This window comes from Salmonella sp. 2018103 (assembly GCF_026247685.1).
Taxonomy (GTDB): domain Bacteria; phylum Pseudomonadota; class Gammaproteobacteria; order Enterobacterales; family Enterobacteriaceae; genus Salmonella; species Salmonella enterica.
Map to the genome: position 1 here is coordinate 4,025,748 of NZ_CP111029.1, position 24,302 is coordinate 4,050,049.

At 52.7% G+C, this 24,302-nt stretch carries 30 protein-coding genes and 2 pseudogenes; 8 read left to right on the forward strand and 24 right to left on the reverse strand.

Annotation, left to right across the window (positions count from 1 at the left end; translation table 11 throughout):
- The first annotated feature begins 54 nt into the window (after positions 1 to 54).
- The gene (locus OLG56_RS19420; RefSeq protein ID WP_061377163.1) at positions 55 to 1,020 is read left to right on the forward strand and encodes a DMT family transporter; all 966 of its coding nucleotides are present in this window, start codon (positions 55 to 57) and stop codon (positions 1,018 to 1,020) included.
- Between the two features lie 102 nt (positions 1,021 to 1,122).
- On the forward strand, positions 1,123 to 1,785 hold the full coding sequence (ytfE, locus tag OLG56_RS19425) for an iron-sulfur cluster repair protein YtfE (RefSeq protein ID WP_000331471.1): 663 nt from the start codon (positions 1,123 to 1,125) through the stop codon (positions 1,783 to 1,785).
- A 111-nt stretch (positions 1,786 to 1,896) separates the two neighbouring features.
- Here ytfE and cycA read toward each other — a convergent pair whose 3' ends face one another.
- Together cycA and bamJ are read right to left on the reverse strand one after the other, a co-directional pair.
- A complete protein-coding gene (gene cycA, locus OLG56_RS19430; RefSeq protein WP_000228322.1) occupies positions 1,897 to 3,306 on the reverse strand; it encodes a D-serine/D-alanine/glycine transporter in 1,410 nt (469 codons plus the stop codon).
- Positions 3,307 to 3,601: 295 nt separating this feature from the next.
- Positions 3,602 to 4,222: a BamJ family beta-barrel-assembly machinery protein gene (bamJ, locus tag OLG56_RS19435; protein ID WP_000235164.1), complete on the reverse strand. Its 621-nt coding sequence runs from the start codon at positions 4,220 to 4,222 to the stop codon at positions 3,602 to 3,604.
- 219 nt (positions 4,223 to 4,441) lie between these two features.
- On the opposite strand from bamJ, the gene OLG56_RS19440 reads away from it, so the two are divergent.
- Positions 4,442 to 5,077 (forward strand): OapA family protein, encoded by a 636-nt coding sequence (locus tag OLG56_RS19440; protein WP_001119446.1) that lies wholly within the window; start codon positions 4,442 to 4,444, stop codon positions 5,075 to 5,077.
- Between the two features lie 49 nt (positions 5,078 to 5,126).
- On the opposite strand, the gene OLG56_RS19445 is transcribed toward OLG56_RS19440, so the two are convergent.
- The 5 genes from OLG56_RS19445 to rpsF form a co-directional block, all read right to left on the reverse strand.
- Positions 5,127 to 6,053, reverse strand: a complete 927-nt coding sequence (locus tag OLG56_RS19445) for a DMT family transporter (RefSeq protein ID WP_061377164.1) — start codon at positions 6,051 to 6,053, stop codon at positions 5,127 to 5,129.
- Between the two features lie 147 nt (positions 6,054 to 6,200).
- Entirely contained in the window at positions 6,201 to 6,650 is a 450-nt protein-coding gene (gene rplI / locus OLG56_RS19450; protein WP_016507482.1) for a 50S ribosomal protein L9, read from the reverse strand.
- 41 nt (positions 6,651 to 6,691) lie between these two features.
- Entirely contained in the window at positions 6,692 to 6,919 is a 228-nt protein-coding gene (gene rpsR / locus OLG56_RS19455) for a 30S ribosomal protein S18 (RefSeq protein WP_000135199.1), read from the reverse strand.
- 4 nt (positions 6,920 to 6,923) lie between these two features.
- Complete coding sequence (gene priB, locus OLG56_RS19460; RefSeq protein ID WP_001519453.1) at positions 6,924 to 7,238, reverse strand: primosomal replication protein N; 315 nt, start codon at positions 7,236 to 7,238, stop codon at positions 6,924 to 6,926.
- Between the two features lie 6 nt (positions 7,239 to 7,244).
- The gene (rpsF, locus tag OLG56_RS19465) at positions 7,245 to 7,640 is read right to left on the reverse strand and encodes a 30S ribosomal protein S6 (RefSeq protein WP_001216673.1); all 396 of its coding nucleotides are present in this window, start codon (positions 7,638 to 7,640) and stop codon (positions 7,245 to 7,247) included.
- Positions 7,641 to 8,026: 386 nt separating this feature from the next.
- On the opposite strand from rpsF, the pseudogene yjfY reads away from it, so the two are divergent.
- Positions 8,027 to 8,301 (forward strand): annotated as a pseudogene (gene yjfY, locus OLG56_RS19470) (DUF1471 family protein YjfY).
- Between the two features lie 52 nt (positions 8,302 to 8,353).
- On the opposite strand, the gene OLG56_RS19475 reads toward yjfY, so the two are convergent.
- The 7 genes from OLG56_RS19475 to ulaA all read right to left on the reverse strand — a co-directional run bounded on the left by OLG56_RS19475 (position 8,354) and on the right by ulaA (position 13,405).
- A complete protein-coding gene (locus tag OLG56_RS19475; RefSeq protein WP_000026294.1) occupies positions 8,354 to 8,911 on the reverse strand; it encodes a YagU family protein in 558 nt (185 codons plus the stop codon).
- Positions 8,912 to 8,998: 87 nt separating this feature from the next.
- Positions 8,999 to 9,685: an L-ribulose-5-phosphate 4-epimerase gene (locus OLG56_RS19480; RefSeq protein WP_001170774.1), complete on the reverse strand. Its 687-nt coding sequence runs from the start codon at positions 9,683 to 9,685 to the stop codon at positions 8,999 to 9,001.
- Entirely contained in the window at positions 9,685 to 10,539 is an 855-nt protein-coding gene (gene ulaE / locus OLG56_RS19485) for an L-ribulose-5-phosphate 3-epimerase UlaE (RefSeq protein ID WP_000949530.1), read from the reverse strand. Before ulaE ends, OLG56_RS19480 begins: the two co-directional genes overlap by 1 nt.
- A gap of 9 nt (positions 10,540 to 10,548) precedes the next feature.
- Positions 10,549 to 11,199 (reverse strand): 3-keto-L-gulonate-6-phosphate decarboxylase UlaD, encoded by a 651-nt coding sequence (gene ulaD, locus OLG56_RS19490; RefSeq protein ID WP_000056761.1) that lies wholly within the window; start codon positions 11,197 to 11,199, stop codon positions 10,549 to 10,551.
- Between the two features lie 13 nt (positions 11,200 to 11,212).
- Positions 11,213 to 11,677 carry a PTS ascorbate transporter subunit IIA gene (gene ulaC, locus OLG56_RS19495; protein ID WP_000776531.1) on the reverse strand — a complete coding sequence of 155 codons (465 nt, stop codon included), beginning with the start codon at positions 11,675 to 11,677 and terminating at the stop codon, positions 11,213 to 11,215.
- A gap of 9 nt (positions 11,678 to 11,686) precedes the next feature.
- Positions 11,687 to 11,992, reverse strand: coding sequence for a PTS ascorbate transporter subunit IIB (gene ulaB, locus OLG56_RS19500; protein WP_000218358.1), 306 nt, complete (start codon positions 11,990 to 11,992; stop codon positions 11,687 to 11,689).
- Positions 11,993 to 12,007: 15 nt separating this feature from the next.
- Positions 12,008 to 13,405, reverse strand: coding sequence for a PTS ascorbate transporter subunit IIC (gene ulaA, locus OLG56_RS19505; protein WP_000404876.1), 1,398 nt, complete (start codon positions 13,403 to 13,405; stop codon positions 12,008 to 12,010).
- 362 nt (positions 13,406 to 13,767) lie between these two features.
- Here ulaA and ulaG point away from each other — a divergent pair, with 362 nt between their 5' ends.
- Complete coding sequence (gene ulaG, locus OLG56_RS19510) at positions 13,768 to 14,832, forward strand: L-ascorbate 6-phosphate lactonase (RefSeq protein WP_000049161.1); 1,065 nt, start codon at positions 13,768 to 13,770, stop codon at positions 14,830 to 14,832.
- Between the two features lie 104 nt (positions 14,833 to 14,936).
- Positions 14,937 to 15,692, forward strand: a complete 756-nt coding sequence (ulaR, locus tag OLG56_RS19515; RefSeq protein ID WP_000133618.1) for an HTH-type transcriptional regulator UlaR — start codon at positions 14,937 to 14,939, stop codon at positions 15,690 to 15,692.
- On the opposite strand, the gene yjfP is transcribed toward ulaR, so the two are convergent.
- Positions 15,689 to 16,438: an esterase gene (gene yjfP / locus OLG56_RS19520; RefSeq protein ID WP_000560303.1), complete on the reverse strand. Its 750-nt coding sequence runs from the start codon at positions 16,436 to 16,438 to the stop codon at positions 15,689 to 15,691. The genes ulaR and yjfP overlap by 4 nt on opposite strands.
- Before the next feature lie 183 nt (positions 16,439 to 16,621).
- On the opposite strand from yjfP, the gene bsmA reads away from it, so the two are divergent.
- Positions 16,622 to 16,951 carry a biofilm peroxide resistance protein BsmA gene (gene bsmA / locus OLG56_RS19525; RefSeq protein WP_000586836.1) on the forward strand — a complete coding sequence of 110 codons (330 nt, stop codon included), beginning with the start codon at positions 16,622 to 16,624 and terminating at the stop codon, positions 16,949 to 16,951.
- Between the two features lie 130 nt (positions 16,952 to 17,081).
- Entirely contained in the window at positions 17,082 to 17,357 is a 276-nt protein-coding gene (gene yjfN / locus OLG56_RS19530; protein ID WP_001518964.1) for a DUF1471 family protease activator YjfN, read from the forward strand.
- A gap of 44 nt (positions 17,358 to 17,401) precedes the next feature.
- Here yjfN and OLG56_RS19535 read toward each other — a convergent pair whose 3' ends face one another.
- The 9 genes and pseudogenes from OLG56_RS19535 to rlmB form a co-directional block, all read right to left on the reverse strand.
- Positions 17,402 to 19,024 (reverse strand): isovaleryl-CoA dehydrogenase, encoded by a 1,623-nt coding sequence (locus OLG56_RS19535; RefSeq protein ID WP_061377165.1) that lies wholly within the window; start codon positions 19,022 to 19,024, stop codon positions 17,402 to 17,404.
- An 84-nt stretch (positions 19,025 to 19,108) separates the two neighbouring features.
- On the reverse strand, positions 19,109 to 20,272 hold the full coding sequence (locus OLG56_RS19540; protein ID WP_001647250.1) for a glutathionylspermidine synthase family protein: 1,164 nt from the start codon (positions 20,270 to 20,272) through the stop codon (positions 19,109 to 19,111).
- A gap of 2 nt (positions 20,273 to 20,274) precedes the next feature.
- Positions 20,275 to 20,913 carry a DUF1190 domain-containing protein gene (locus OLG56_RS19545; protein WP_023197641.1) on the reverse strand — a complete coding sequence of 213 codons (639 nt, stop codon included), beginning with the start codon at positions 20,911 to 20,913 and terminating at the stop codon, positions 20,275 to 20,277.
- Between the two features lie 9 nt (positions 20,914 to 20,922).
- Complete coding sequence (locus tag OLG56_RS19550) at positions 20,923 to 21,321, reverse strand: DUF350 domain-containing protein (protein WP_000547736.1); 399 nt, start codon at positions 21,319 to 21,321, stop codon at positions 20,923 to 20,925.
- Positions 21,322 to 21,338: 17 nt separating this feature from the next.
- On the reverse strand, positions 21,339 to 22,022 hold the full coding sequence (locus OLG56_RS19555; protein ID WP_000090295.1) for a YjfK family protein: 684 nt from the start codon (positions 22,020 to 22,022) through the stop codon (positions 21,339 to 21,341).
- Positions 22,023 to 22,143: 121 nt separating this feature from the next.
- Positions 22,144 to 22,231 (reverse strand): annotated as a pseudogene (locus tag OLG56_RS19560) (hypothetical protein); the annotation flags it as partial.
- Positions 22,231 to 22,929, reverse strand: coding sequence for a PspA/IM30 family protein (locus tag OLG56_RS19565; RefSeq protein ID WP_000511981.1), 699 nt, complete (start codon positions 22,927 to 22,929; stop codon positions 22,231 to 22,233). The gene OLG56_RS19565 and the pseudogene OLG56_RS19560, both read right to left, overlap by 1 nt.
- A 14-nt stretch (positions 22,930 to 22,943) precedes the next feature.
- Positions 22,944 to 23,348: a YjfI family protein gene (locus OLG56_RS19570; protein ID WP_000312612.1), complete on the reverse strand. Its 405-nt coding sequence runs from the start codon at positions 23,346 to 23,348 to the stop codon at positions 22,944 to 22,946.
- Between the two features lie 132 nt (positions 23,349 to 23,480).
- Positions 23,481 to 24,212, reverse strand: coding sequence for a 23S rRNA (guanosine(2251)-2'-O)-methyltransferase RlmB (gene rlmB / locus OLG56_RS19575; RefSeq protein ID WP_001293274.1), 732 nt, complete (start codon positions 24,210 to 24,212; stop codon positions 23,481 to 23,483).
- Between the last annotated feature and the right edge of the window lie 90 nt (positions 24,213 to 24,302).

The following is a 24,302-nucleotide window of genomic DNA, read 5'->3' on the forward strand; positions in this document are numbered from 1 at the left end:
GCATCCTCATAGACCTTCTCTGATAATGACGGAACGGTTTATGAGGAGAATCTGATGATTAGCGGCGTGCTATATGCCCTGCTGGCAGGGCTAATGTGGGGATTGATTTTCGTCGGCCCGTTAATCGTACCGGATTACCCGGCCCTCTTACAGTCAATGGGACGCTATCTGGCGCTGGGGCTGATTGCCCTGCCGATTGCCTGGTTAGGCCGCACGCGGTTACGCCAGTTGACGCGCAAAGACTGGTCCACCGCCCTGTCGCTGACCCTGATGGGCAATGTAATCTATTACGCCTGCCTCGCCAGCGCCATTCAGCGAACCGGCGCGCCGGTGTCGACGATGATCATCGGGACATTGCCGGTCGTCATTCCGCTTTTCGCTAACGTTCTCTATAGCCAACGAGACGGCAGATTATCCTGGCTGCGTTTAGCGCCCGCGCTGGCGCTTATCGGTTTTGGCCTGCTGTGCGTCAATATTGCTGAACTTAGCCAGGGATTGTCCGATGTTAGCGGCTGGCGCTATGGTTCAGGCGTTGTGCTGGCGCTGATTTCCGTAGCGTGCTGGGCATGGTATGCGCTGCGCAACGCCCGCTGGCTGCGGGAAAATCCCGACAAACATCCCATGATGTGGGCAACGGCGCAGGCGCTGGTTACGCTGCCGGTCTCGTTAATCGGCTATGCGGCGGTCTGTCTGTGGCTGAGTATCCAGAAACCGTTGTTTACCCTGCCCTTTGGCCCGCATCCCGCGCTGTTTATCGGTCTGATGATCGCCATCGCGGTGCTGTGTTCCTGGGTGGGCGCGCTGTGCTGGAATATCGCCAGCCAAAAATTGCCAACCGTGATTTTAGGGCCGCTGATTGTTTTTGAAACGTTGGCGGGACTGCTCTATACCTTCATTCTGCGCCAGGAAATCCCGCCATTCCTGACGTTAAGCGGCATTGCGCTCCTGGTGGCGGGCGTGGTCATTGCCGTGAGAGCGAAACCGGAAAAAGCGACCGTCGTTCCGGTCACGGAACGCTAATCTCATCCTGGCTTAAATTATACGCCCCCCGAAAGAGTTATAGCCTCGCCTTAAAGATGCATTTAAAGTACAACTTATATTATTGCAAATGAGGTAACGGCTATGGCTTATCGCGATCAACCTTTAGGCGAACTGGCGCTCTCTATTCCCCGCGCATCGGCGCTGTTTCGCCAGTACGATATGGATTACTGCTGCGGCGGAAAACAGACGCTGGCGCGCGCCGCCGCGCGTCACGACGTCGATATTGACATCATTGAAGCGCAACTGGCGCAATTGGCTGAACAGCCCATCGAAAAAGACTGGCGCGCCGTTCCGCTGGCGGACATTATTGACCATATCGTTGTGCGCTATCATGATCGACACCGCGAACAACTGCCGGAGCTTATCCTGCAGGCAACCAAAGTGGAACGCGTTCACGCGGATAAGCCAAACGTCCCACGCGGCCTGACAAAATATCTCACCGCGCTGCATGAAGAGCTTTCCAGCCATATGATGAAAGAAGAACAGATCCTGTTTCCCATGATCAAACAGGGTATGGGTCGCCAGGCAACGGGCCCGATAAGCGTAATGGAAAGCGAGCATGACGAGGCGGGAGAGCTGGTAGACGTCATCAAACACGTCACCCAAAATGTAACGCCGCCGCCAGAAGCCTGCACCACCTGGAAAGCGATGTATAACGGCATTAATGAGATGATTGATGATCTGATGGAGCACATCAGCCTGGAGAATAACGTGCTGTTCCCACGCGCGCTGGCCGGGGAATAATCGCCAGCCAGGCATTTTGCCGGATGGCGGCTGTAAACCGCGCCTTATCCGGCCTACAAATCAACGCTACGCTGTAAGCCCGGTAAGCGCCAGCGCTACCGGGCAAAACAATTAACGCATTCCCGCCATCCGTTTCTTACCTATCAACAGCCAGCCCAGACCCAACGCGATAAACCACAGCGGCGTCACGATCAGCGCCTGGCGCGTATCGTCTTCCAGCGTCAGTAATACCAGCACGAACGCAAAGAACGCCATACAGACCCAGCACATCAGCTTACCGAGCGGCATCTTATAGATGGATTTTTCATGCAAGTGGGGACGCTTTTTGCGGTACACCAGGTATGAACACAGAATGATGGTCCAGACAAACATAAACAGGATAGCCGAAACCGTAGTGATCATGGTGAATGCGCCAATCACGCTCGGGTTGACCATCAGCATAACCACGCCGCCCAGCAGGCAGATACAGGAGAAGGTCAGGCCTTTCGCCGGTACCGCGCGTTTCGATAGCTTAGCGAACGCTTTTGGCGCCACGCCTTCTTGCGCCAGGCCAAACAGCATACGGCTGGTCGAGAAGACGCCGCTGTTGGCGGAAGACGCCGCCGAGGTCAGCACAACAAAGTTGATCACGCTAGCGGCGGCAGGCAGACCCACCAGTACAAACAGCTCAACAAACGGGCTCTTATCCGGCACCACGGAACTCCACGGCGTCACCGACATAATGACAATCAGCGCAAAGACGTAGAACATGATGATACGGATCGGTATTGAGTTAATCGCGCGCGGCAGCGATTTTTCCGGATCTTTAGTTTCTGCGGCGGTAGTACCGACCAGCTCAATGCCCACGAAGGCGAACACCGCAATCTGGAAACCGGCAAAGAACCCGCTAATACCTTTCGGGAACCAGCCGCCGTCATTCCACAGATGCGCAAAAGACGCTTCAACGCCTGTCGGCGATTTAAAGTGCATCGCAATCATGACCAGCCCGACCACAATCAACGCCACGATGGCGACGATTTTGACCATAGCAAACCAAAATTCCATTTCACCAAACATTTTAACGGTGGCGAGGTTGAGGCTTAGCAGCAGGATCACTACCGCCAGCGAGGCGACCCAATCGGAAAGGCCGGGAAACCAGAACTGCGCGTAGGCGGTAATCGCCACCACGTCAGCCATACCGGTCACTACCCAGCAAAACCAGTACGTCCAGCCGGTGAAATATCCCGCCCAGGGGCCAAGCAGGTCGGAAGCAAAATCGCTAAACGATTTATATTCCAGATTCGAGAGCAGCAATTCCCCCATGGCGCGCATCACGAAAAAAAGCATAAAACCGATGATCATATACACAAAAATGATCGACGGTCCGGCGAGACTGATCGTTTTACCCGATCCCATAAACAGACCGGTACCAATAGCGCCGCCAATAGCGATAAGCTGTATATGACGGTTTGTAAGATTGCGCCGTAGCGACTGTTCAGCCGGAGCCTGTTCGTCGGCTGCGACTTTTACCTGATCTACCATGTTTTTCTTCCTGTACCTGTCTGTGTTGTGCGGGCTCTACGGCCTTTGGTCTATGATACGACGATCCTGTTATCAGGACTCATCGATATTAGGTAAGAATCGGCGGGATGAATACTAAGATTCAAATACAATGTTAATTTTATGTTTAAAATGAGTGTTATATCACTTTGATAATGCGAATTAGCTCACAAAAATACACGTAACGACGCCATTTGCAAAATAAAATATTGGCATCTGCTGAAGTCAGGGTTGCCGGATAAGGCGTTTACGCCGTCATCCGGCAAACCCGGAGCGCTTAGAGAATTTCCAGCAGTTCCACCTCAAACACCAGGGTGCTGAATGGCGGAATAGATGCCCCGGCCCCACGCTCGCCATAGGCCAGCTCCTGTGGGATAGTCAGTTCCCATTTGGAACCTACCGGCATCAGAGTCAGCGCTTCAATCCAGCCGGCGATCACGCCATTTACCGGGAATTCAGCCGGTTCGCCGCGCGCGACGGAGCTGTCAAATACGGTGCCATCAATAAGCTTACCGGTGTAATGCACGCGTACGCGGTCGGTACGCGCCGGAATCGCGCCTTCGCCCTGCGTCAGAACGCGGAACTGTAAACCAGATTCAGTACTGTTCACACCGTCTTTTTCGCGGTTTTCTTCCAGGTATTTCACGCCTTCGGCCGCCATCGCTTTGAAACGCTCACGACGCACCGTGTCCGCACGCTCATGAATTTCACGCAGCGCGCGATGCACCACATCAACAGGAACCGCCGGGTGTTTACCTTCCAGCGCATCAGCAATACCTGCAACCAGCGCTTCAGGCAATAGCCCTTCAAGACCGGATTCGCTAAGCTGCTGCCCTACCTGCAAACCAATGCCATAGCTCGCTTGCGCTTCAATAGTGTCAAAAGTCGGGGTGGCCATTATTTTTCCTTCATCGGATATCAAAAAAGTAGCGGGCAGCATAACAGCCACGCTTCTTCTGGTAAAACTTTGTCTCAGGGAGGATGACAAATCGCAGGGAAAAAGAAACAATAGATTATCCGTATTGATGTCACGAAAGCGGATAGCACTACCAGTATCATAGCGTTAGCCATCTATACTCTATGATTAAGGAACGAGATGCGGAGCAGGAGGTAAACCATGCCCGGGCGCTTTGAATTAAAACCAACCCTGGCGAAAATCTGGCACGCGCCGGATAATTTTCGCATCATGGAGCCGCTGCCGCCTATGCATCGTCGTGGCATTATCATTGCCGCTATCGTGCTGGTGATCGGTTTCCTGCTGCCCGCCAGCGAGACCAGCGACTCGCCTGTCGTCACGCGGGAAGCGCAATTGGATCTGCAATCGCAATCACAGCCGCCGACGGAGGCCCAGCTTCAGGCGCAACTGGTCGCGCCGCAAAACGATCCGGATCAGGTGGCGCCCGTTGCGCCGGAACCTATCCAGGAAGGCCAGCCGGAAGAACAAAACCAGCCGCAAACGCAGCCTTTCCAGCAGGATAGCGGCATCGGTCAACAGTGGCGCTCGTACCGGGTAGAGCCTGGTAAAACTCTGGCGCAACTGTTCCGTGACCACGGACTTCCCCCAACAGACGTTTATGCAATGGCGCAGGTAGAAGGCGCTGGCAAGCCGCTGAGTAATCTCAAAAATGGTCAAATGATTAAAATTCGCCAGAATGCCAGCGGGGTGGTGACAGGTTTAACGATAGATGGCGATAACGGCCAACAGGTGCTGTTTACGCGTCAGCCTGACGGCAGTTTTATTCGCGCACAGTAACGCCGGCTACGCCTTACCCCGCCTATACCCTATTCGTTCAGGTGAAGCATTACCGCTTCACCTTATTCACCCACCAAATCCCCGAACACACCAGCACCAGCGCAATCATGTATTTCCACTCCAGAATATTCTCGCCGAGGAAAATAGCCGAAAGAGCAGCGCCGGAAACCGGGATCAGAAAGTTAAACGGCGCAATCATCCCCACGCGATTATATTTGAGTAAAATGCTCCATAGCGCAAAAGCGACCGACGAGAGCAACGTCAGGTAGACTAAAATCGCCACCGACGAGAAGCCATGTATCGTCAGCGTACCGCCAAAAACGTAGCCGCCAATGACCAGTACCAGACCGCCAATCCCCAATTGATAGCCAGCCATGACCATCGGATCGACCGTCTGCGAGAGACGTTTGCCATACAACGTGGCCGCAGAAAGAATAAACGCCGCCAGCACCACGGAGCCTTCTCCCGGCAGATTAAAGCTGAAATCCAGGCCGTTGCTGACGTTCACCACCATGACGCCCGCAAAGCCCAGAATACAGCCGAGCGTTTTGTTGTAGCTCAATCGGTCGTTCTGATAAATAAAATGCGCCAGCAATACGCTGAAGAATGTGCCTGTCGCGTTCATGATTGAGCCTTTCACGCCGGAGGTAAACGCAAGGCCGATATAGAAAAAGAGATATTGCAGCGACGTCTGAGTCAGCCCCAGTAACGTTAACTGAGCAAACTGGCGCGGACGAAACCGACCAATCGGTTTACGCTGAAGCAACGCGAACAGTAGCAGCAACCCACCCGCAAACAAAAAACGATAACCAGCAAAAACAATTTTAGAAGGGATATCGTCGGTGGCTATCTGAAAGAGGTCATAACCGCTTTTGATGGCTGGATAAGCGCTGCCCCATAGCAGGCAACAAAATGCGGCACACACATAAACGACGTTTTTGCGGGCAAACGGGGAGGCCTGGCGTTGGGTATCCATTCTTTCACCAAGAAATTAAAATAATGTTTTATTTTTGATTATCGCGAAAAGAGGGGGAGATAGCCAGTCGAAAAGCGATGGGGTTAAAAAAGCAAAACGTCGGCGCTGGGCCGACGTTTCGTTGCTAGCAAAAACGAGAATGCCTGATTACTCAGCAACCACGTTGATGATAACTTTTGCGAATACTTCGCTGTGAACCTGGAAGTTCACTTCGTGTTCGCCAGTGGTACGCAGAACGCCGTTCGGCAGACGAACTTCGCTCTTAGCCACGTCAACGCCAGCTGCAGTCACAGCGTCAGCGATGTCGCGAGTACCGATGGAACCGAACAGTTTACCTTCGTCGCCTGCTTTAGACGCGATAGTAACGGTTTCCAGGGTGTTGATTTTCTCTGCGCGTGCATTTGCAGCAGCCAGAACGTCAGCCAGTTTAGCTTCCAGTTCAGCGCGACGTGCTTCGAAGTATTCAACGTTTTTCTTGGTAGCCGGAACAGCTTTACCCTGTGGTACCAGGAAGTTACGAGCATAGCCCGCTTTAACGTTAACCTGATCACCCAGGCTACCCAGGTTTGCTACTTTATCAAGCAGAATAACTTGCATTACCTTATCCTCTCAAAGTCGTATTAATGGACCGTGACCGATTACTGATGGCGATCAGTGTACGGCAGCAGAGACAGGTAGCGAGCGCGTTTGATAGCGCGAGCCAGCTGACGCTGGTATTTTGCACGGGTACCGGTGATACGGCTTGGGACAATCTTACCGCTTTCGGTGATGTAGTTTTTCAGCGTAGCGATATCTTTATAGTCGATCTCTTGAACGCCTTCCGCGGTGAAACGGCAGAACTTGCGACGACGGAAATAACGTGCCATATGGCTAGTCTCCAGAATCTATCAATTCAATCTGCTCGGCATGCAGAACCATTTTGCTCAGACCGTTCTTTGCCTTGTGGCAAGAGATAAACCCCTGAACGGTTATGCGGCTGCCGACCGTTATACTGTGAGTAATGGCCTGGTTTTCGTGTCCGCTAACAATAACGGGCATTTGGCACCACGCCTGCCGGTGAAAGCCGGCTTCCTCTTGCACAGAACGATGCTCAAGCACGAACTGGCAATGCGGAATTCCTGATGGACTGACCTTTCGAAGGGGGGCCCTGCACACGGTGCCGGACAACGCCAGACGGTTGGTCATCAGAAATTACTCTTCAGAATCCCCAGCTTCAGCATCATCTGCGGTTTCGTTAGCGAAATCATCGCGACGCTCACGGCGCTCGTCTTTCGCTTTAACCATCGGAGAAGCTTCGGTAACAGCGTGCTTAGTACGCATAACCATGCTGCGGATAACGGCATCGTTGAAGCGGAAGGTAGTTTCCAGCTCATCGATCACTTCCTGCGGCGCTTCAACGTTCATCAGAACATAGTGCGCTTTGTGCAGTTTGTTGATCGGGTAAGCCAGCTGACGGCGGCCCCAGTCTTCCAGACGGTGGATCTTGCCTTCTGCGCCAGTGATGGCGGCAGAGTAACGCTCGATCATGCCCGGAACCTGTTCGCTCTGGTCAGGATGGACCATAAAAACGATTTCGTAATGACGCATCGAATTGCTCCTTACGGATTATTCAGCCTCCTGTCTGGGTCAGCCGCGGCCCATGGAGGCAAGGAACGTGTTAAAGGTCGGCTGAAAAATGACGCGTTATAATACTGACACGCCCGGCGAAACTCAAGGCAATAGTTCGATTATTTATGTGCCTGCCGATCAGTTCTGAAATGTAAAAGATTAAGGCTGAGATACCGACCTGTTAACCACCATAACAGCTAGCGAGTTGACGATTTATCAGGCAGAAGCGGGAAATGCGGTAATTTTTTGAACAACTGCATCAGAAATGGTCGCTATCGCTCCTGCTGGTAGCGATTAAAATAACATCAGAGGTTCACAAAAAAGGAGGCAGGGCCAGGTCAGCAACCGCCGCCGAGGAGGTCACTATGTTCTTCCGTATTTTCCCCCTTCTGGCTGGATTTTTGCTCAGCGTAAATACAATGGCAGCCATTGAAATTGATAACGTCAGGTCAGAAATATGGACGATATACAGAGCTTAGGCGTGATTTACATAAACCATAATTTCGCGACCGAAAGCGAGGCCCGCCAGGCGCTGAAAGAAGAAACTGATGCGCGAGGCGCAACGTACTACCACCCGATTTTGTTACGGGAGCCCGGTAGTAACGGCAACATGCATGCCAGCGCGGAGATTTATCGCTAGTATCAGGAAAATGCCATAGTTTTGCCCCCTGGTCAGGGGGCATTTTTTTCGCTTATCGGGTTGTTAATGGCACTTCGGCATCCGGCTCATGCGTTATGCGGTTTCGCAGATCGCGGCGCATTAATTCAATCACCCAAAACCAAAATACATGTCCCAGAATTTCAGAAGCGTACTCGTCAAAAGGAAGTTGTGTAAGCGGAGGCGTTAAGTTCAGCGCCGGGCAGAATATGCCATGCACGACAACCGTAACAATCAGCCCCGCCAGTATCCCCTGCCATAATTTAACTTTCGGGAAAATTTCCGCGACGACGCAGTAACCTATTGCGAACACCAGCGAAAAGATAATGTGAGTTACCATCACAGGGTTAATAACATGCTCAGAAAAGGTATAAACCGTTTGTGTTGGGTCAATGCCTAAATAATCCCGCAAAAAAATATACGGTGGATTAAACTCATCGCGCCCGCCGGAAAACGTTCGCGGCGGTAAAGGAACTTCCGCGCCCCATTTTACAAATGCTGAAATAATACCCGCTGCAAAACCAATTAACGCAGCTACTCCATACCGACGCCGCTGTGGGTCAGTTTTAACAAACAATCCGTTGATAGACACAGTAGTATGATTCTATAGAGTGTTATGAAAGAAGCTCCGGAATCTGACCAATTACATCCCTGAGGGATAGGATCCCGGAGCGTTGTTTTACTTCTGCCCGTAATACGCATTCGGGCCATGCTTACGCATGAAGTGCTTGTTCATCAGATAATCGTCGATGGGGTTGAGGCCAGGGTTAATACCGCGCGCAATCCACGCCATTCGCGCCACTTCCTCCATGACGACCGCGTTATGTACCGCATCGTGCGCATCTTTCCCCCAGGCGAACGGCCCGTGTTGATACACGACAATGCCTGGCGTATGCAGCGGTTCCACCTCGCCCAGCGTTTCGATAATCACCTTACCGGTGTTCAGCTCGTACTCGCCCTGCACTTCTTCTTCGCTTAACGCTCTGGTACAAGGAATATCGCCAAAGAAATAGTCCGCGTGCGTGGTGCCGAGCGCTGGAATAGCCATCCCCGCCTGCGCCCATGCCGTGGCGTGGGTGGAGTGGGTATGAACGACGCCGCCAAGCGACGGATAGCGTTGATACAGCGCCAGATGGGTAGCGGTATCGGAAGAAGGACGATAACCTCCCCCCACCACTTTGCCATCCATATCCACCACCACCATGTCATCTGCCTGCATGGTTTCATAGGCGACACCGCTTGGCTTAATTACCACCAGCCCGCGTTCGCGATCGATAGCGCTGACGTTGCCCCAGGTAAACGTCACCAGTCCATAACGGGGCAAATCCATGTTAGCGTCAAATACCTGCTGCTTGAGTTTTTGCATTAGGCTGCCTCCACCAGACCGGCGCTGGCCATGCGCGCTTTCACCCAGTCACGCGCTTTCGCTACCTCTGCCGCCGGGTTCTCTGCTGTTTCGCTCCACATCTCAATCAGATAGGGCCCGCAATAGCCACTCTGTTTGAGCGTTTCGAAGCAGCGTTCGAAATCGACAACGCCTTCGCCAAACGGCACATTTTTGAACACGCCGGGTTTAGTATCTTTGACGTGTACCGCGACGATATGCCCGATTCCCGCCTGTAGCTCCATCTGTACGTCGTTATCCCAGGCAGACAGATTGCCGATATCCGGATAGAGCTGGAACCACGGGTTATTGAGGTAGTGAGCATAGCCCAGCGCTTTACTGATGGAATTCATCAGCGGGTAGTCCATGATCTCCATCGCCAGCGTCACCTGGGCGCGGCTGGCCATATCAACGCTCTCTTTTAACCCATCGCGGAAGCGGCAACGCGTTTCGTCGTTGGCCTGCTGATAGTAAACGTCGTACCCCGCCAGTTGAATGACGCGAATCCCGACGTCCTGCGCAAACTGAATCGCTTTACGCATAATCTCCAGCCCCTGCGCCCGTACCGCGTCATCTTCGCTACCGAGTGGAAAACGACGATGCGCGCTCAGACACATGGACGGCACGCGCACGCCGGTTTCAGCAACCGCGCTCACCAGCGCCAGGCGCTGCTCGCGACTCCAGTCGAGCCGCGCCAGTCGGGCGTCGGTCTCGTCCACCGACATTTCAACGAAGTCAAAACCCAGCGTTTTCGCTAGCCGCAGGCGCTCCAGCCAGCACTCCCCAGCAGGGAGCGCTTTTTCATAGATGCCGAGCGGAATTTGTTTCGACAGCATAGCCGCTCCTTAGCCCCACAGTTGGGCAATGGAGCGTTTGAACTGCCGTGCGGCTTCTACCGGCGATTCGGCATCGCGAATGCTGCGCCCCGCGATAAAGACATGGATCGGAATGCCTTTGAACAGCGGCAGGTCTTCCAGCGCCAGCCCGCCGGTCACGGTCACTTTAAAGCCCATATCGGACAGCCGCTTAATCGCGGTAATATCCGCCTCGCCCCACGCCACGCCTGCGGCCTGCGCGTCACGGCTGCGGTGATAAACCACTTGCTGAATGCCCGCATCACGCCACTGCTGCGCCTGTTCCCAGGTCCAGTAACCGGTCAGCTCGATCTGCACGTCGCCGTTGAACTCTTTTGCCACATCCAGCGCACCTTTCGCAGTGTTGATGTCAGCGCAGCAAATGACCGTTACCCAGTCCGCGTTGGCTTCGAAACACATACGGGAGAGGATTTTACCGGCATCGGCAATTTTGGCGTCCGCCAGCACGATTTTGTGCGGATAGAGCGCTTTCAGGTCGCGAACGGCGCGCACGCCTTCGCCCACGCACAGAATGGTGCCCACTTCAATGATATCGACTTCTTCGGCAATCAGGCGAGTGGTTTCATAGGCGCTATCCATAGTCTGGTTGTCCAGCGCGACTTGCAACATCGGTAATGACATGTTCAATTCCTTCTTAAGCTGCCGCGTTGGTGCGGTCAATGAGATCCAGGACTTCCTGCGCGGTACGGCAGGCGCGTAAACGGTCAAAATTGGCTTCGTCTTCAAACAGATTAACGATCTGCATGATGCCTACTTCCTGATGGGTATTGGCGTCTACTGCCGCCATGGTGATCAGAATATCCACCGGATCGTTATCTTCGTGGTTGAACTCCAGCGGCTTTTTCAGGGTCACCAGAGAAAAACCGGTTTTCTTGACCCCTTCTTCCGGGCGGCCATGCGGCATCGCCAGGCCGGGGGCAATCACAAAATAGGGGCCAAACTGCTCAACGCCATCGAGAATGGCCTGGTAATAGCGCGGCTCCACCACGTCGGCAGCCACCAGTAAATCGACGCCGATCTTGACGGCTTCCTGCCAGGTATTCGCTTCAGCCTGCAGGCGGATAGAATTATTCTCCGCCAGTGAATCACGTAATTTCATGTTGCATCCTTACTTCACATCTTGCGGGAAATGTTCTTTGATCACTTCCAGCAGTTTCGGGCCGAAGTCAGCTGGAGAGAGCATGTTGCGCACGCCAACCACATATTTGTTGCCGGTCACGCTGATTTCGCCTGCAATATGGGTAGAAGCGATGATGATATCCGCGCCGCTCAACTCGCTTTTGTACTCGCCAACCGCGCAGCTGTTTACCGTGTGGTCAATGTTTGATTGGGTTAAAAACTGGTCCACTTTCATTTTCATGATCATGGAACTGCCTTGTCCGTTGCCACACACAGCCAGAATACGTACGGTCATAATCAAAACTCCTTATTAAGCAGACTGTTCTGCCAGTTGTTTTTCTGCATCTTCTTCTGCGCGCAGTGCGCGGCCAGCGAAGAACATATAAGCCAGTGCAATTACAATGATGACGGCCATAAAGGCGATACCGAGGGAGAAGAAGCCCTGCATCATCGGCGGTGCCAGAATCGACCAGTCCGCCATACCCATCCAGGCACTCATACCGGTGAGTTTCACCGCCCAGACGCAACCAAAGATTTCAATCATCCCCATCACCAGACAAATTTTCAGCGCCGCACGCCAGCCGCCGAAGTGGTTAGCGAACACGCCGATAGTGGCGTTAGAGAAGAACATCGGGATAAAGCCAGGAATAATCAGGATCGAGGAGCCGCAGGCAACCAGGATGCCAACCGCAATCAGCTGACCAATGGTGCCCCACATAAAGCCCCAGACCACCGCGTTCGGCGCGAAGCTATAAATAGCCGCACAGTCAATCGCCAGTACTGCGCCCGGAATCAGACGCTGGGAGATACCGTTAAAGGCCTCAGAGAGTTCTGCCACAAACATGCGCACGCCCTGAGTGATGATGAAGATCGCCACCGCAAAGGAGAAACCGGTTTGCAGGATGTAGACCGTCCAGTGCACTTTGCCCGCCATCGCCTGCACGGTGTCGATACCGAAGGAGAGCAGAATGGCACCAAAGAAGATGGTCATTACAATCGCCGTGGAGACGATGTTGTCGTGGAAAATATTCAGCCAGCCCGGCAGTTTGAGGTCTTCAACGCTTTCCTCTTTTTTGCCCAGGAACGGCGCGACTTTATAGGCAATCCAGGAAGCAAACTGCTGCTGGTGACCAATAGAGAAACCACAGCCATCGGTCACTTCCTGAGTCGGCTTATACATCATGTTGGAGGTAATACCCCAGTACAGGGAAACCAGTATCGCCGTGCAGATAATGGTGGTCCACATGGAATAGCCGAAGATATAGAAAGAGACCGCAATCAGCCCCGCCTGCTGGAACATGATGTGCCCGGTCAACATGATGGTGCGAATACCGGTAATGCGTCGCAACAAGACGTAACAAATATTCAGCGCCAGCGCGAGCAACACCGCGTAGCCTACCCAACTATACGCATCACCCATCCGTTCGATCGTTGCCATCATCGAAGCATAGGTATCGGAAATCGCGCCGTTGATGCCGTAGACCTCAGACATTTTCGCCACCACCGGTTTAAAGGTGCTGGTCAGAATGCCGGACCCGGCCTGTAGCAGCATGAAGCCAATGATGGTTTTGATCGTCCCTTTGATGATCACGCTGACGCTTTTACGCAGCAGGATATAGCCCAGGCAGGTCACAATACCCAGTAATAGCGGGGCATTGGTCATTACCTGATTAAAGAAAATGGTAAAGATGTTGTAGAGGATCTCCATAACGATCTCCGGTAGACAAGGTTGCTGAGTCGCAGGCGCTCAGAATAATGTCCCTCCACTGTAATTTTCAAAAGTAATCACAACAAGATTGAATTTGATTAAATGTGACGTAGCGCGCAAATAATTAGCACACTTAATACATGGTTTACTTATAAATAACTCATTTCTTCATTAAAATAAGTAAAATCATAAAGATGAATACATCCCCATGACGCCAGAAAAGATTAAATTTTCTTCTGACTGCGTTCTCCTCTACCCAAAAGTCAAAAAATAGCCCATTGCCTTCTTGAGAAAATAGTGTCAGGCTTAATCAAAACAAATCACGTTTTGAACCATTTTGAACAAACATGAAGGTAAATGCGATGAGTAAAGTACAAAGCATCACGCGTGAATCATGGATTCTGAGCACGTTTCCGGAGTGGGGAAGCTGGCTGAACGAAGAGATTGAGCAAGAGCAGGTCGCGCCGGGTACGTTCGCTATGTGGTGGCTGGGCTGTACCGGTATCTGGCTAAAATCTGAAGGCGGCACTAACGTATGCGTCGATTTCTGGTGCGGTACCGGTAAACAGAGCCACGGTAATCCGTTGATGAAAACCGGCCATCAGATGCAGCGTATGGCTGGCGTCAAAAAATTACAGCCTAACCTGCGCACTACGCCGTTTGTTCTCGATCCTTTCGCTATCCGTCAAATTGACGCCGTACTGGCGACCCACGACCATAACGATCACATTGACGTCAATGTCGCGGCTGCCGTAATGCAGAATTGCGCCGATGATGTTCCGTTTATCGGCCCGCAGACCTGCGTGGATTTATGGGTTGGCTGGGGCGTGCCGAAAGAACGCTGCATCGTGGTAAAACCGGGCGATGTCGTGAAAGTGAAAGATATTGAAATTCATGCGCTTGATGCCTTTGACCGTACCGCATTAATCACCCTGCCCGCCGATCAGAAAGCCGCTGGCGTACTGCCGGACGGCATGGATGTACGCGCGGTTAACTATCTGTTTAAAACGCCGGGCGGCAATCTCTATCACAGCGGCGATTCTCACTATTCCAACTACTACGCGAAACACGGCAACGAACATCAAATTGATGTCGCGCTCGGTTCTTACGGTGAAAACCCACGCGGTATTACGGACAAAATGACCAGCGCGGATATTTTACGCATGGCGGAATCGCTGAATACCAAAGTGGTGATCCCGTTCCATCACGATATCTGGTCGAACTTCCAGGCCGATCCGCAAGAGATCCGCGTGCTATGGGAAATGAAGAAAGATCGCCTGAAGTATGGTTTTAAACCGTTTATCTGGCAGGTTGGCGGCAAGTTTACCTGGCCGCTGGATAAAGACAATTTCGAATACCACTATCCGCGTGGGTTTGACGATTGCTTTACCATTGAACCCGATCTACCGTTCAAATCCTTCCTGTGAGTCGATATCATGCCGGGATTACCCGGCATTTTTTCCATTTACTTTAGTATTTCCAGGCTATTTCAAATATCATCTTTTCAAATCAATTTGTATCGGAATAGCTCATGACTGAAGCACAAAGACATCAAATACTGCTGGATATGCTGGCACAGTTGGGCTTTGTTACCGTCGAAAACGTGATTGAGCGTCTGGGGATCTCCCCGGCGACAGCGCGCCGCGACATCAACAAGCTCGACGAAAGCGGGAAACTTAAAAAAGTGCGCAACGGCGCAGAGGCCATTACCCAACAGCGGCCCCGCTGGACGCCGATGAATCTGCACCAGGCGCAAAACCACGATGAAAAAGTACGCATCGCGAAAGCGGCGTCGCAGCTGGTGAACCCAGGTGAAAGCGTAGTGATTAACTGCGGCTCCACCGCTTTCCTGCTGGGGCGCGAAATGTGCGGGAAGCCGGTACAGATCATTACCAACTATCTGCCGCTGGCGAATTATCTGATCGATCAAGAGCATGACAGCGTGATTATCATGGGGGGTCAGTATAATAAAAGCCAGTCGATTACCCTGAGCCCGCAGGGAAGTGAAAACAGTCTCTATGCTGGCCACTGGATGTTTACCAGCGGAAAGGGCTTAACCGCGGATGGCCTGTACAAAACCGATATGCTAACCGCCATGGCGGAACAAAAAATGCTCAGCGTCGTCGGGAAACTGGTCGCGCTGGTCGATAGCAGTAAAATTGGCGAGCGCGCGGGAATGCTGTTCAGCCGCGCCGATCAGATCGCTATGCTTATTACCGGCAAAAATGCCAATCCGCAGGTTTTGCAACAGCTTGAAGCCCAGGGTGTAAGCATACTCCGCGTTTAAAGATGCTGTCGGAAAAACGCTACCGTCGCCGACAACGCTTCTGGCGTAATGCGATGCCGCACGCCTGCGGCCCATAAACAGGTCACATGCTTATCCAGCTTCGCCGCGGCGAGTGCCTGCTGGAGCCGGAAGGTTTCGATAGCAGGCACCACGTCATCCTCCTGACCATGCCACAACAGAAGCGGCCTGTCGGCCAGTCGCTCTAACTGATGTGTGACTTCCCATTCACGTAGCGGCGCGATGATATTGTCGAATTCCGCCTGCTGTGCCGGGTTCTGCGGGGATAACGGCGGGAAAAGCGTCCGGGCGAGCCCGGTAAAATAGCCCGACCCCATTAAACTGGCCCCGCATTTTACCTCTCGGTGACGCGTCATAATGCCCAGCGCCGTCATACCGCCCATGGATGCGCCGCCCACCGCCAACCGCCCGTCAAGTAGCCAGTTTTCCGCCTGAATCGCCGCACGTAACGTCGTAAATTCCTGCATGTTTTGGTGCAGAATCTGCCAGAATCGGTGTATCCGTCCCTGTGAGTCGCCGCCGAAGCGAGCGCCATGCTCCGGCGCATCCGGCATGACTACCCGGAATCCTGCCTGTGCCAGGGCAACGGCAAAATAACTATAAACCAGGCTGGAGGAGGTGAAGCCATGATAGAACACCACACAGGGAAGCGGCACGGCGCGTTTCCCTTCCGGGAAGGCATGTAGTACGACGCCTCCGGCTAATTGTCGTGTTTCAATCGCTATCATTATTCTCTCCTTTTTATCCGGTATGCCACGGAGAAATACTTAACGCAAGTTTATGGATAGCGCAATAATTCATAATGTTTGAGAACTGGGTTACGCTTTCGCAACGTTTTCATTCGAAAATCGCGTGACAGGTAACACTTCGGGAACATTCCCCCTAAAGGGAAATCAATAAGGCATTACACTATGATTATCAGGAAACGAGATAGAGTTATGCGTCGGTTTGCTTCATTGATAGCAGCGCTGTTATTAAGCGCGTGTAGCGTGCTGCAGGGTACGCCGCAACCTGCGCCGCCTGTCGCCGATCACCCGCAGGAAATCCGTCGCGATCAAACGCAAGGACTACAGCGGATGGGGACCGTAAGCGCGCTGGTTCGGGGCTCCCCGGATGATGCTATAGATGAAATCAGAGCGAAAGCCGTCGCTGCGAAAGCCGATTATTACGTTATCTTAATGGTTGATGAAACGGTTGTAACCGGCCAGTGGTATTCACAAGCCATTTTGTATCGTCAATAACAGTAGATTGATTTTTAGTCAGTTTTACATTGCTTTGCGTCCCTATGCGTTTACCTGTGCACAATACACAAACAGGTTTACCGTGATGGAGCGTCCTGTTAAATGCGGGGTATGTAATAAGGAGCTGACGATGAAACAAGAACTTGCCTTATCCTCACTGCTGCTTTCTGCCGGACTGGTGAGTACGACGGCACAGTCTGCCGAATTCGCCAGTGCTGACTGCGTAACGGGTCTGAATGAAATCGGCCTGATCTCGGTCAGTAATGTTGCAGGAAACCCACAGGATGTAGAGCGGATTATCGCCCTGAAAGCCGATGAACAGGGTGCGTCCTGGTACAGAATTATTCAAATGTATGAAGAACAACAGTCGGATAACTGGCGCGTACAGGCGATACTCTATGCCTGATGCCGCGTGGCTCGCGCCGGATGGCATGTACTACAGGCCAAACGTTACCGCAGTCCCCCGGTCGCCCTTAACAGTAAATCATTTTGTACCTGGGCAGACAGCGGCATTTCGCCGCGTGTATCCAGCATCATCTGACACCACGCTTGCGCCAGCGGCGGCGAGGCATGACGCAGCATTTCCGCTCCGCATCCCAGCAGGAAAAGCTGCTGCGTAATCTCTCTGCCCATTGCTTCGTCCGGTTTGCGTAAACGTTGCTGTAGCTGACGTACCGCGCGGTCGTAATGGCGATCCTGACCTTTGACTTCCGCAAAAGCTTCACTCAATACGTCATAGACGCCGTGTTGTTTTGTCAGCACCCGAAGTACATCCAGACACATGATATTGCCGGAACCTTCCCAGATACTGTTCACCGGCATTTCACGGTACAGGCGCGGAAGTTCGCTCTCTTCGCAATACCCCATCCCGCCGAGAACCTCCATCGCCTCAGCCACAAAAGGGATTCCCTGCTTACAGATGGCGAATTTCGCCGCTGGCGTGAATAATCGCGCCCATAATGCCTCTTTCGCCTCGCGACGTTGCTCCCAGGCGCGCGCCAGCCGAAACAAAAGCGCCGTCTGCCCCTCCAGGCATAGCGCCATACGACTTAAGGTTTGTCGCATCAACGGTTGTTCGATCAGCAGCTTACCAAAAGCCTGACGCTGATGAGCATGGTAAATCGCGACTGAAAATGCGCGCCGCATTAAGCCATGACTCCCGAGCGCGCAGTCAAGACGCGTCATACCGCCCATCTTTAAGATATGCCGAATCCCGTCGCCCTCTTCTCCCAGCCGCCAGCCGACGGCATCCTGAAACTCGACTTCGGCGCTGGCATTAGACCGATTACCGAGTTTATCTTTCAGGCGTTCAAGACGAACAGAGTTCCGTTGCCCGTCTGGCAGGAAACGCGGCACAAAGAAACAGGATAGTCCTCCTTTTGCCTGCGCCAGCACGAGGTGCGCATCACTTTGCGGCACAGAGAAAAACCATTTATGTCCCACCAGCCGATATGAATCATCCGCCAGCCGCTCCGCGTGGGTCGTATTACTGAGTACGTCCGATCCGCCCTGCTTTTCCGTCATTCCCATGCCGATAAGCAGGCCCCGTTTTTGCCCGCCCGGCAGCAAATGCGAATCGTAGCGATCGCTGCGCAGCGGCACCAGCCAGTCATGGAAAGTGGCGGGAAGCATCTGCAATAGCAACGGTGTCGCGGCAAAGGTCATCGTGACAGGACAGAGTGTTCCCGCTTCTACCTGCGCATGTAACACAAAACGCGCCGCCCGGGCGACAAAGCTTCCCGCCCTTGCCTCCTCCTCCCAGGCCAGATTATGTACCCGATTGGCGCAAAGCCCCTGCATCAACAGATGCCAGGCGGGATGAAAGCGAACGTCATCCAGACGCTGTCCCAGGGGATCGTAACGCAGCAACTCAGGAGGATGCGCGTTCGCCAGACGACCCAGTTCCAGTGATTCCGCCGTTCCCAGTTGTTGGCCAATGCTGGCGAGAAGATCGCTATCCCATCCCGCGCCTTCCCGGGAAACCGCTTCACACAGCGCGCCATCAGACAGGAATAAGTTACTGTTATTGAGCGGAGCAGGTTGATTAAAGACGGTATGTGTTTGCCAGGACATGGTGTCTCCCTCCTTCAATGGCGCTGAAGTCAAGTATGGTCATGACTGCGCCATTGACGCCGGAGCAAGATCACAAAAGTATGATTAACCGGCAATATAATGTGGGACGAAACGGGAAGTGTCTTTGGTAATTAGCGTATTGTCCTCGCGAATCCCCATCCCGGCGGCTTCATCGTCAATGATCCAACTGCCAATCAGCGTATAGCTATCGCCAAAGCGCGGCAAAGGCTGAAACGCCTGGTAAATCATCGGCTCGTCAGCGTAGTCGCCGTCGGCATGATCGATAACATTTTGCCGCTCGTCGAAAATCGTGACGTTGCCGCCTTCACGTGAATAAATCGGCTTCCGTACGCTGCTTTCGCCTGGCGCTGCGAGCGATTTTTCGCCCTCAAACCAGGCCGGTAGCAGATTCGGATGGCCAGGGAAAAAGCGCCACAATAACGGCAACAGCCCTTTGTTACTCAGAATACTTTTCCACAATGGCTCAATCCATTGCTCACGCCGTTTTCGCAGTAGCGGGCCGTTGTCATCGCGCATCATCCATTCCAGCGGGTAGAGCTTAAAGGCGCGGCGAATCACGTTATCGTCCAGATCGGTCAGCACGCCGCCTACGCCAAGCCCCAGTTCTTCAATATAGATAAATCGCGTTTCCTGGCCCGCCTGCTGCGCGCAATCCTGAAGGTACAGCACCGTCGTACGATCTTCGTCGGTATCTTCACAACAGCAAAAGTAGAGCGGTTCCCGACTGTACAGCTCGCTGAAGCGGGCGATCAGCCGCTCCTGTATCGCGTTGTATTGATCGGCATCACGCGGAATGGCGCCGCTACGACGAGCATCCTCCAGCCATAGCCATTGAAAGTAGGAGGATTCATAGAGCGATGTCGGCGTATCCGCGTTGTATTCCAGCAATTTAACCGGATCTTTGCCGCACCAGACGAAATCCATCCGCCCGTAAAGCGAAGGATCGCGGCTGCGCCAACTTTCGGCGATGACATCCCAGTACAATGGCGGGATCGCCAGCTGCTGCATGATCTGCTCATCCCGGACGGCCCGCTCGACAATCTCCAGACACATCTGATGAAGCTCTGCGGTCGGTTTTTCGATCTGTTCTTCAATTTGCCGTAATGTAAAACGGTAGGCCCGGCTTTCATCCCAGTAAATTTCGTTATCGATAACATGAAAGTCAAAACCGTGATCGCAGGCAATCTTATCCAGATCCCGGCGTACCGGTACGTTATGTCGTAGCATGGTTAGCCTCCCCAGTGCCCGCGGGCGCTGGAAGAACGGCCATAGCCGCCGCGGGAGACGGTGGACGCTTTCCGTGTGATATAACCAGGGCTGGTCGCGGTATCGCTTTTCCCGGTACCGCTGCGCCACGCATAATCGCCGGACGTGGTGCGCCAGACGGGACGGGAGGCGTAGGATGAACCGCCGCTGCTATAGATGTATTGTTCGTCACGGTTTTGACGAATCGCGCGGCTGAGCAAAAAGCCGCTTAATACCGGAACCCAACTCCGATCGGTGCTATCAAAGTAGCAATCGCCAAACTGCGACTGACAGCTCTCCTGCGTCAATTGCTTAGGCACATTCGCGTAAAATTCTGTTTTCGCATTATTCCAGCCGTCAGCGCAAACGCTGGCACTATTGCCATCGTCAATACAGTCGTTCACCGTGGCGTAAAACGTCCCATCGCCGTCGTTGTCAGTATTGCCGCCATCACCGCACCCCTTCAGGAGAAAAAAGGCCGCTCCGCCCATAATCGCCAGCGTCAGGCATTTTGGCGTGTAGCGATTTCGTTGCCGCTCAAAGGGATTAACCGGTTCGGCTATCCGTCTTATTGCCGAATGGCCTACGCCGGATGTGCTTCTGGATTTTCGTTTTTTTGCCATGATCTTCCGTTACCATGTCATACAGGCAGCGTTAAAAATACCGCCAGCCAGCGCTGCGGTTCCCATAAATAGCCCCGCCGCCACGTTGTGATGAATAATTTTTTCGCTCAGCGTAGGCATGTATAACCTTACGCAGCCATAAATCAGCAGTTGAATCACCAGCGCAATGCCGCCCCAGGCAAAATAGTCCGGGATACTGACCGAGTTTATCGCCGCGCTGGATAAGGGGATGACATAGCCCAGCAACGTACCGCTAAAGGCCAGCGATGCCGCAGTATTGTTATTTTTTATCAACTGCCATTCATTATGCGGCGTTATCTTTGAGTAAATAAAAAGAAATGCGATGACCATTGCCGCGCCAATAAAAAAATAGGCGCAGAAAGCCAGTAATGCGTCCAGTATATGCATAATTGTCCTGTATGTGCTTAACCAATAACCGTCAGTGAGGTGAGCGGGATATCCACGCCGAGCGCGCGCGAAAACACCCATTCAGGCTCACCGCGTTCGTTAAATGATTCTTCCCCGTTCAATAGAAGATACTCCCAGGCGTCATCCGTCACCTGGCGCTGGAAGCCCATCGTAAAATTGTGAACGTCCCATTTCTCTGCCTGCTGATTTTCAACCTTTTCCAGCATGTAGACAGGTTCAATATTGCCCGGCTCTTCATGGTTAAAAAAGCGCTGCCAGCGCCGTTCTTGCCAATTGAGCGTCATCGGCCCTATTGCCGCTGGCGCAATGGCTGAACGCCAGTGACGTTCCTCGTTAATACCGAAACTTTCCTCATATACAAAAAGTTTGATGTCATCAATGTCGTCAACATCCGTGCCGCCAGTGGTGTTAATTTGTAGAAACTCATCGCCAGAGGTGTAGTAGCGAAAAATCTGACTGCCGCCGCCTAAATCTATGCGACTCGCTGCCGCGACAGTGTATTTTTCACCCGGTAGCTCTACCAGCAACGACGACTTCAGTAGCCGGAATGCCAGCGTATCCAGCGTGAAACCGGCGTTAAGATGTAATCCTAATGGTCCGCGAATCGGCGCTGGCGCGCTTGTTTTACCGAGCAAACGCTGAAAAAATTGCATCATAGGGGAACCTCTATCTCTTGCCATGCGACCTCTTCAGCCAGAATGCGATTGTCGTTAGGCATAATGCCATTTGAGATCGCGCATTCATGTGCCGTCTCGTATGAAAGCGACGAGCTCAGCACGGTAGCGCGCTTTCGCGCTACCGATAACAAAGCAGATACTGCCCGATAAACAGGCCAGGTCAGTCTGGACAAATGACGCTGGCAGGTTTTGACCATCCACGTAAAGAGCATTATTCGCCTTGTTGACGCTGTAAACGCGCCAACACATCCTGAGCATTGCTTTTATTGGTTGCGCCAATGCCGGCCTGCGCCAGTTTTTCGTCCAGGTCGCGTCCATCGGCGACTTTTTCCAGCTGCGCGGCGGCATCCAGCCGGGCCTGGCGTTCAGCCTGACGCGTTTGTAAACGTTTAAGCGACTCCGCCGCCGTAGACACATTCGACGCGGCTCCGACGGTCGAAGTCGTCACCGCCTGCTGGGCGCGCTGCATGGCTTCTGTCGCCTTAACCACTTCAAGTTGCTGCTCAAACTGCGCAATCCGCTGGCCTGTCGCCGTTACGGCCTTCTCCACCGCATCACGAGAGGCTTCCAGATTAGTCAGCACCTGTTCTTCGGCAAGAATGGCATTTTCCAGACGGGCTATTTCTTCCGCCACTTCGTTGAGTAAAGCGGCGTCGACATTCTTACTCATTGCCGCCAACGCCCGCGTTTCAAGGCTGGCTTTACGCTCACGTAAATCATTCAGCTTGTCATGGCTTAGCTTCACCCGCGCCAATAAATCCACTCTGGATTTACCCGCTTTATCCAGCTCGGCTTTTGCGTCGCGAATATGCTGCTCCAGCATACGTACACCCTGTGCTTCATCAATGGCTTCTTCTGCCTGAGCAACGAATGATTTACCTAACGTGAACAAACTTTTTAAAATTCCCATGTAAGCCGCCTGTATTATTCCTGTGAATAGACTTGTGTTATTTCAGCGATATCCAACGCATTTTCTACAAGCGTGGTGATTTCCAGCGTCACGTCGGCAAGCGACGAATTTAACGACAACGCGCCAAAAGCGACATAATATTCCTCCTGTTTTACCTGGGTAATACCGACCGAAGACAGCGGTAAAACCTTCTGATTTCTCAGCAAGAAAAGATTAAATTCCGCGGTATCTCTAATCGTATTTACCGGACAGATATAAGTCTCGATAACTATTTGTTGCGAGGTAAATAAAACCGCCAGTGGTAAATCGCCATAATCATTCATTTTTATTATTAATGAAGATTCATTATTTTCTATATCAATATTTAATTCAGCGATGTTGTTTAACGCATCCGCCAGCGTCCGTGGAGTCCATGCCATATTATTATCTCTATCTCTTTTTTATAAATAAAGGGAGTTACAGGGTAGGTTTTGCTTTTTATATTACCAGCCAAAGATAAAAAAAAACCATCCGATTATGGATGGTTATTTTCTTAAAAAAGAATATTAGCGTCAGGTGCGCTGGCGAACGGCTTCAAACAGACAAATCCCGGTCGCCACAGAGACATTCAGCGACGACACGCTACCGGCCATAGGAATGCTGATCAGCTCATCGCAGTGCTCACGGGTCAGACGACGCATACCTTCACCTTCTGCGCCCATGACCAGCGCCATGCGGCCAGGCATTTTGCTCTGATACAGCGTATGGTCAGCCTCGCCCGCCGTTCCGACAATCCAGATATTCTCTTCCTGCAACATGCGCATCGTGCGCGCCAGGTTGGTGACGCGGATCAACGGCACGCTTTCCGCTGCGCCGCAGGCGACTTTCTTCGCCGTCGCGTTAAGTTGCGCGGAGCGGTCTTTCGGCACGATTACCGCATGTACGCCTGCGGCATCGGCGCTGCGCAGACAGGCGCCAAGATTATGCGGATCGGTGACGCCATCGAGGATCAACAAAAAGGGGCGATCGTGTAATGCGATCAGATCCGGCAGATCGTTTTCCTGATACTGCCGGCCTGGTTTCACGCGAGCGATAATGCCCTGATGCACGGCACCGTCGCTTTTCTCGTCGAGATATTGGCGGTTTGCCAGCTGGATAACCACGCCCTGGGACTCAAGGGCGTGGATCAGCGGCAACAGACGTTTATCTTCACGGCCTTTTAAAATAAAGACTTCCTGAAAACGTTCAGGGGCGCGCTCCAGCAGGGCCTGCACTGCGTGGATGCCGTAAATCATTTCGCTCATTAATGTACTCATTGTTTACGTTTTGCCGGGGGCGCTACGCTTGCCCGGCCTACAGATAATTCACCCTCTTCTGTTTGAAGAGGGTATTGC

Bases quoted from the DNA above. Each gene is read 5' to 3' on its own strand.
- rpsR (WP_000135199.1), bottom strand. From the start codon at position 6,919: ATGGCACGTTATTTCCGTCGTCGCAAGTTCTGCCGTTTCACCGCGGAA.
- ulaR (WP_000133618.1), top strand. From the start codon at position 14,937: ATGACTGAAGCACAAAGACATCAAATACTGCTGGATATGCTGGCACAG.
- OLG56_RS19480 (WP_001170774.1), bottom strand. From the start codon at position 9,685: ATGCAAAAACTCAAGCAGCAGGTATTTGACGCTAACATGGATTTGCCC.
- rlmB (WP_001293274.1), bottom strand. From the start codon at position 24,212: ATGAGCGAAATGATTTACGGCATCCACGCAGTGCAGGCCCTGCTGGAG.
- OLG56_RS19540 (WP_001647250.1), bottom strand. From the start codon at position 20,272: ATGCTACGACATAACGTACCGGTACGCCGGGATCTGGATAAGATTGCC.
- ulaB (WP_000218358.1), bottom strand. From the start codon at position 11,992: ATGACCGTACGTATTCTGGCTGTGTGTGGCAACGGACAAGGCAGTTCC.
- OLG56_RS19570 (WP_000312612.1), bottom strand. From the start codon at position 23,348: ATGGCATGGACTCCACGGACGCTGGCGGATGCGTTAAACAACATCGCT.
- ulaG (WP_000049161.1), top strand. From the start codon at position 13,768: ATGAGTAAAGTACAAAGCATCACGCGTGAATCATGGATTCTGAGCACG.
- OLG56_RS19545 (WP_023197641.1), bottom strand. From the start codon at position 20,913: ATGGCAAAAAAACGAAAATCCAGAAGCACATCCGGCGTAGGCCATTCG.
- ulaA (WP_000404876.1), bottom strand. From the start codon at position 13,405: ATGGAGATCCTCTACAACATCTTTACCATTTTCTTTAATCAGGTAATG.
- OLG56_RS19550 (WP_000547736.1), bottom strand. From the start codon at position 21,321: ATGCATATACTGGACGCATTACTGGCTTTCTGCGCCTATTTTTTTATT.
- ulaC (WP_000776531.1), bottom strand. From the start codon at position 11,677: ATGAAATTACGTGATTCACTGGCGGAGAATAATTCTATCCGCCTGCAG.
- rplI (WP_016507482.1), bottom strand. From the start codon at position 6,650: ATGCAAGTTATTCTGCTTGATAAAGTAGCAAACCTGGGTAGCCTGGGT.
- ulaE (WP_000949530.1), bottom strand. From the start codon at position 10,539: ATGCTGTCGAAACAAATTCCGCTCGGCATCTATGAAAAAGCGCTCCCT.
- OLG56_RS19565 (WP_000511981.1), bottom strand. From the start codon at position 22,929: ATGGGAATTTTAAAAAGTTTGTTCACGTTAGGTAAATCATTCGTTGCT.
- ytfE (WP_000331471.1), top strand. From the start codon at position 1,123: ATGGCTTATCGCGATCAACCTTTAGGCGAACTGGCGCTCTCTATTCCC.
- cycA (WP_000228322.1), bottom strand. From the start codon at position 3,306: ATGGTAGATCAGGTAAAAGTCGCAGCCGACGAACAGGCTCCGGCTGAA.
- yjfN (WP_001518964.1), top strand. From the start codon at position 17,082: ATGAAACAAGAACTTGCCTTATCCTCACTGCTGCTTTCTGCCGGACTG.
- OLG56_RS19445 (WP_061377164.1), bottom strand. From the start codon at position 6,053: ATGGATACCCAACGCCAGGCCTCCCCGTTTGCCCGCAAAAACGTCGTT.
- yjfP (WP_000560303.1), bottom strand. From the start codon at position 16,438: ATGATAGCGATTGAAACACGACAATTAGCCGGAGGCGTCGTACTACAT.
- bsmA (WP_000586836.1), top strand. From the start codon at position 16,622: ATGATTATCAGGAAACGAGATAGAGTTATGCGTCGGTTTGCTTCATTG.
- rpsF (WP_001216673.1), bottom strand. From the start codon at position 7,640: ATGCGTCATTACGAAATCGTTTTTATGGTCCATCCTGACCAGAGCGAA.
- priB (WP_001519453.1), bottom strand. From the start codon at position 7,238: ATGACCAACCGTCTGGCGTTGTCCGGCACCGTGTGCAGGGCCCCCCTT.
- OLG56_RS19440 (WP_001119446.1), top strand. From the start codon at position 4,442: ATGCCCGGGCGCTTTGAATTAAAACCAACCCTGGCGAAAATCTGGCAC.
- OLG56_RS19420 (WP_061377163.1), top strand. From the start codon at position 55: ATGATTAGCGGCGTGCTATATGCCCTGCTGGCAGGGCTAATGTGGGGA.
- bamJ (WP_000235164.1), bottom strand. From the start codon at position 4,222: ATGGCCACCCCGACTTTTGACACTATTGAAGCGCAAGCGAGCTATGGC.
- OLG56_RS19555 (WP_000090295.1), bottom strand. From the start codon at position 22,022: ATGGCAAGAGATAGAGGTTCCCCTATGATGCAATTTTTTCAGCGTTTG.
- OLG56_RS19535 (WP_061377165.1), bottom strand. From the start codon at position 19,024: ATGTCCTGGCAAACACATACCGTCTTTAATCAACCTGCTCCGCTCAAT.
- ulaD (WP_000056761.1), bottom strand. From the start codon at position 11,199: ATGTCATTACCGATGTTGCAAGTCGCGCTGGACAACCAGACTATGGAT.